Genomic DNA, 739 nt, shown 5'->3' with positions numbered 1-739 from the left:
GCGACGGCGTATGGCTCGGCTTGACCTCGACGGTTCTCGGCATGGCGCAGGTCCTCCACGCCACCTTGAATCACGCCAGCTTCAATCTGGGAATCCCCGTCGAGTCACATCAGCGGGCCGTTGGTATTAGGATTCCTGCGAGGTTTCCTTCCAGGTCGATTGCCATCGTCTCGCTCGCCCCATCGGGAGCGGGATGAAGGACAATCCGGTCCACAAGCCCACGAATGATCTCTACCGCTTCGTGACGATGCTCTTCGTCTGACAGGGCTTCATGGAGCCGATCGATCTCGCGATGATAGTGGTGCGCCATATTCGGGTGCAGCAGGGCAGGCGGCTCGTCGGTTTCAGCGATCAGGCGCTCCAGTTCATTTTTTCTTGCTTCGAGCGCCAGCATCTTGTCCTTGACCTGAGAGACGGCGACTCCATCGGTGATGGCATCGATCAGGCGATCGATATCCCTTGTCACTTTCGATAGCTCTGCCTTTTGTCCGGCGAGGGAGGAGGTCGCCTCGATCCGGAGTTTGTTCATGTGCTTTGTGTATTCGTCGCAAAACAGAGCGAACAGTTCCGGCTCCATGAGGTGTCGCGACAGGCCATCGAGGATAGTCTCTTTGTCAATCGGCTCGGAATGGGGACCCTGGATCGGCGTGCAAACGGGACCCCTCTATGGAGCGCGACGGTGAGCGCCCAACCAGGTGTAGCTGGTGAGGGTTGCGTAGCCCGGTCGGGCACGTCGGTG

The 739-nt window shown here is 59.0% G+C and carries 1 protein-coding gene; it reads right to left on the bottom strand.

What is annotated here, in order from left to right; genetic code table 11:
• Window positions 1-109 precede the first annotated feature (109 nt).
• The gene (locus ABGN05_RS30030) at window positions 110-577 is read right to left on the bottom strand and encodes a hypothetical protein (protein WP_367957712.1); all 468 of its coding nucleotides are present in this window, start codon (window positions 575-577) and stop codon (window positions 110-112) included.
• Window positions 578-739 lie beyond the last annotated feature (162 nt).

The organism is Aquibium pacificum, assembly GCF_040839445.1.
In the GTDB taxonomy this organism is placed as follows: Bacteria; Pseudomonadota; Alphaproteobacteria; order Rhizobiales; family Rhizobiaceae; genus Aquibium; species Aquibium pacificus.
This window is presented reverse-complemented; position numbering and strand designations above follow the sequence as displayed.

Bases quoted from the DNA above. Each gene is read 5' to 3' on its own strand.
- ABGN05_RS30030 (WP_367957712.1), bottom strand. From the start codon at position 577: ATGGAGCCGGAACTGTTCGCTCTGTTTTGCGACGAATACACAAAGCAC.